The organism is Streptomyces coryli (assembly GCF_011044975.1).
GTDB lineage: Bacteria > Actinomycetota > Actinomycetes > Streptomycetales > Streptomycetaceae > Streptomyces > Streptomyces coryli.
In genome coordinates this window covers 1-4,259 of the sequence record NZ_JAAKZV010000408.1, presented here as the reverse complement: position 1 = coordinate 4,259, position 4,259 = coordinate 1, and the positions used below count along the sequence as shown (strand labels likewise).

Below are 4,259 nucleotides of genomic sequence, written 5' to 3'. Positions count from 1 at the left end.
CCACCACCCCCACCACCCGCGCCCGCCGCGCCGCCGAGGCCACCGAGGACTTCGCCGCCGACCGCCTCCCACCGGACGAACGCCGCTCCACCCTCTCCATCACCCTGGTCCGGATGGGCTTCACGGTCTCGGCCACCGACCTCCTCTACGGCATGTCCCTCGGCCTCTTCTTCCCGTTCTGGACCGGCCTCCTGATCGCCGTCGGCAGCTCCCTCGTCGTCAGCGCCGTATCGATCCTCTGCGGCCTCATCGGCCAGCGCGAACGCATCACCACCGCCCTCGGCCTCCAGGCCGCCTTCGGCCGCGGCGGCAGCCGGCTCCCCTCCCTCGTCATCGCCCTGCTCTCGGCCGGCTTCGTCGGCTACAGCACCGGCATCACCGCCGGCGTGCTGCCCGGCGGCAAGGACCCGTGGCTGGGGCTGCTCTACTGCGTCGTCCTCAGCGCCATGTACACCGCCCTCTCCATCGTCGGCTTCGGCAAGGGCCTGACCTGGGTCGGCCGGATCAGCGTGCCGCTGATGCTGGTCACGGTCGTGATCGCGGTCATCGCCGCGATCGACCACGCGGGCGGCATCGGCGCGATCGTCGACGCCGAACCGGCCCGCGCCGGCGAAGCCACCGCCCTCGCCCTCTTCGCCCTCGGCGTGAACAAGTGGATGACGGGCGCGACGGTGACCCCCGACATCACCCGCTTCGGCAAGTCGAAGACCACCGTCTACACCACCACCATCGCCGAATTCATGATCGGCAACTTCGGCTTCAATCTCCTCGGCATCATGCTCGGACTCGGCGTCCGCGAGGGCGACATGGGCGCGGCCTTCGGCGCGGTCGGCGTCGGCGCCCTCGCCACCTTCGCGATCTTCGTCCAGGGCTTCCCGCACGAGGTCAACAACATGTACGCCGCCAGCCTGGCCGGCCGCACCGCGATCGACCTTCCCCGGATCGCGGTCAACGTCATCGCCGGCGTGCTGGCCTGCGCCCTCGCCTATTACGGCCTGACGGCGGGCATCCTGGACGCCTTCCTGACCTACCTCAACCACCTCGGCTACGCGATCCCGCTCATCCCGGGCATCCTCATCGCCGACTACTTCCTCCTCCGCCGCGGCCGCTACGACCTGTCGGAAGCGGCGACAGCCGCGGTCAACTACCGCGCCGTGGCAGCCTTCTTCGTCGGCCTCGGCATCAACCTCGTCCTCGGCTTCGGCTTCGACGACGACCTCTGGCACGCGCTGCCGCTGACCGGAGCGCTGCTGTACGTGCTCTTCTCGCTGCCGCAGCTGCGCGCCGCGCGCCGGGCGCCAAGCCGTACCGGCGCCGCCGAGCAGCTCAGCGAGCCCGTGCGCTGAGCAAGCGGTGGGCGTGCACCGCCAACTCCGTCTGCAACCGGCGCATCGGATCCTTGTCCGGTGCGCCGGCCAGCTTCTCGATCTGCTTCAACCGATACCGCAGCGTGTTGTAGTGAATGTGCAGCTCCTCAGCCGCATCCACACCATTTCGGTCCCGCTGCAGATACACGGTCAGACTGTGCACAAGACTGGAGTCATGCCGGGCGTCATGCGCGATCAGCGGCCCCAGCGCCCCGTCGACCAGTGCCCGCAGCTCGCCGTCCGGCAGCTGGTCGAGCAGCCGGTACACGCCGCAGTCCTCGTAGAGCTTGGTGAAGGACCCTTCCGGACCCTCCAGTTCGCGGCCCAGCGACAGCGCGGACAGCGCCTCCCCGTGGCTGCGGTGCAGTTCGGCGAAGTCGTCGCGTACGGTCCCGGCCGCCACCGCCACGGCGTGCCCCGGGCAGGCGGCGGCGACCGCCCGGCGCAGCGCGGCGCAGCTGCGCCTCAGTGACTCGCCGGGCTCGACCAGCAGCGTCATCCCGCCGGGCGTGCCCCAGGCCGGGGTCTGCGCGCCGAGGGCGGTGCGGGCGGCGGACAGCAGGCGTTCCTCCGTAAAGCCGGCGCCGCCGCGGGTGACCTCGACGACGACCGCGGCCCGGGGGCGTTCCAGATCCCAGCCCAACGCCGCGGCCCTGCGCGCCAATTCGGAACGGTCGCGCGGCGGATGGGATACCAGCGCGGTGAGCAGCAGCGTGCGATAACGCCGCTCCCGCTCGGCCAGCGCCCGCTCCTGGACGACGAGCATCGTGGCGAGCGTCGCCACATGCTCGACGGCGAGCACCAGGTCGTCGCCGCACGTGGCGCTCCACACCGCGACCTCGCCACCGGGGCGATCCCCCACGGCAATCGGCCGGGTGAGGCTGGGCGTGACACCCTCCGGTACGGGTCCGGCCGCCGCCAGCACCGCGCCGTCCACCGCCCGCACCGCCGCCGGGCAGCCGGTCTCGCGCGCGAGCAGCGCGACCAGTTCGTGGTACGAACCGCCGAGCAGCACCGCCTGCGACAGCCGGTCCCGCAGCGCCTGCGTGCGCTCGAGGCTGAGCGCCTGCCGGTTGAGTACGGTGCCGATGACCTCCGACAGAATGTCGTTGAGCATCACCTCGCCGGGCAGCTCCACGATCGGAAAGCCCAGTTCATCGGCGCTGCGCAGCATGGCCTTCGGCAGGCTCGGCAGATACGGGCCCACCTTGACGCCGAGCGCCGCGAGCCCGCGCCGTGCCATCTCCGGGACCAGCGCGATCAGCGCCCGCTCGTCGTGCCGCACCGCGTACGCCGTGGTGAGCAGCAGCTCGCCGCCGCGCATCCAGCGGACGATGTCCGGGACTTCCATGATGTTCGCGACCCGGATGGCATGCCGAGCGCCGTCCCGCCCGGCCACCAGCCGCGCGCCCGCGAGCGCGGGCAGCTCCAGCGCCTGCGCCACGGTCAGCCGCGCGGCGGGCGGGGCGGACGCGGGTGCGGGTGCGGGGGGAGTCGCGGTGGTACGGGATCCGGCCACGCTGCTCACTATGGGCGCGAGTTGGGGGCCTGTAAACGCCGTCGACAGAAGACTGTATACGATGACGAGCCGCGGCCCTGGCTGCTCGGCGGCGGTCGGGTATACCGAATCCCGCCACACTGTCAGCCGCCGTCAACAACCCCCGCCGGGTACTGGCAACCGCTGCCCATGACCCGCGGACCCCCCGTTCCTATCGTCCTGGCATGCCAGCTGAAGGCTCCTCCCGGACGACCGTGCTCGCCATCGGCGGCAACGCCCTGCTCCGCGGCGGCGGCAGCGGACACGCCACCATCGCCGAGCAGTTCGAGGCCGCCCGCCACCTCGCGGGCCCCGTGGCCGGTCTCGTACGCACCGGCGCCCGCGTCGTCGTCACCCACGGCAACGGCCCGCAGGTCGGCTTCATCAAGCGCCGCTCCGACCTGGTGGCCGAGATCGCCCCCGAACTCCCGCACCTCGACCTCGACATGTGCGTGGCCGACTCCCAGGGCAGCATCGGCTACATCCTCGCCAGCGGCCTCTCCGCCGCGCTCCCGCCACCGGCCCGCCCCGTAGCGCTCCTCACCCACACGGTCGTCGATGCCGCCGACCCGGCCTTCACCCACCCCACCAAGCCGATCGGCACCCACTACCCCCGCGCCGAGGCCGAACGCCTCGCCGCCCGGCACGGCTGGACCGTCGGCGAGGATGCCGGTCGCGGCTGGCGCCGCCTCGTCCCCTCCCCCGCCCCGCGCCGTATCGAAGAGCAAGCGGCGATCGCCGCACTGCTCGCCGCCGGACACGTGGTCATCGCCGGCGGAGGCGGCGGCATCCCGGTCGTGGCGGCCCCCGACGGCTCACTCCGCGGCGTGGAGGCGGTCGTCGACAAGGACGCCACCTCCGCCCTCCTGGCCACCGCCCTCGGCGCGGACGAGCTGATCATCACGACCAGCGTCGACCGCATCGCCCTTGGCTGGGGCACCCCGCACCAGCGCCCACTCGACCTTCTGGACGCGGCCGAGGCCCGCCGCCACCTGGCCGCGGGCCAGTTCCCCGAGGGCAGCATGGGCCCGAAGGTCCGGGCGGCGCTCGACTACCTCGCGGCCGGCGGCGACAGCGTCCTGATCACCTCCCCGGCCGCGCTCGGCGACGCCCTCGCAGGGCGTACCGGCACCCGGATCGTACGAACTCCCGCCCCCGCCAAGGCCGCTGACCAGCGCAACGCGGCGGCAGCCGAGACGTAACACGCCCGAATCGGCCCTCAGCTTTCCTCCTCCGACGGCATCCGCAGGAACGTCCACAGGAACATCCACAGGACAGGACACCCGATGGCCCGAAGCACCGTAGGCGCGCCCCCCGACCTCAGCAGCCACGCTCCCGCCCGCCTCCCCGTCGAC

The 4,259-nt window shown here is 72.6% G+C and carries 3 protein-coding genes; 2 read left to right on the top strand and 1 reads right to left on the bottom strand.

The genetic code is table 11. The features are described from left to right. The coding region (locus G5C51_RS40250; RefSeq protein ID WP_165245623.1) for a purine-cytosine permease family protein at positions 1 to 1,346 on the top strand (1,346 nt) is incomplete at its 5' end. Here G5C51_RS40250 and G5C51_RS40245 read toward each other — a convergent pair. Continuing rightward, positions 1,327 to 2,886 carry a PucR family transcriptional regulator gene (locus G5C51_RS40245; RefSeq protein ID WP_338118494.1) on the bottom strand — a complete coding sequence of 520 codons (1,560 nt, stop codon included), beginning with the start codon at positions 2,884 to 2,886 and terminating at the stop codon, positions 1,327 to 1,329. The genes G5C51_RS40250 and G5C51_RS40245 overlap by 20 nt on opposite strands. 203 nt (positions 2,887 to 3,089) lie before the next feature. Between G5C51_RS40245 and G5C51_RS40240 the strand changes: the two genes are divergently transcribed. Then, positions 3,090 to 4,106: a carbamate kinase gene (locus G5C51_RS40240; protein ID WP_165245621.1), complete on the top strand. Its 1,017-nt coding sequence runs from the start codon at positions 3,090 to 3,092 to the stop codon at positions 4,104 to 4,106. The last annotated feature ends 153 nt before the right edge of the window (positions 4,107 to 4,259 follow it).

Excerpts from the sequence above, each read along its gene's own strand:
- G5C51_RS40240 (WP_165245621.1), top strand. The coding sequence starts at position 3,090 with ATGCCAGCTGAAGGCTCCTCCCGGACGACCGTGCTCGCCATCGGCGGC.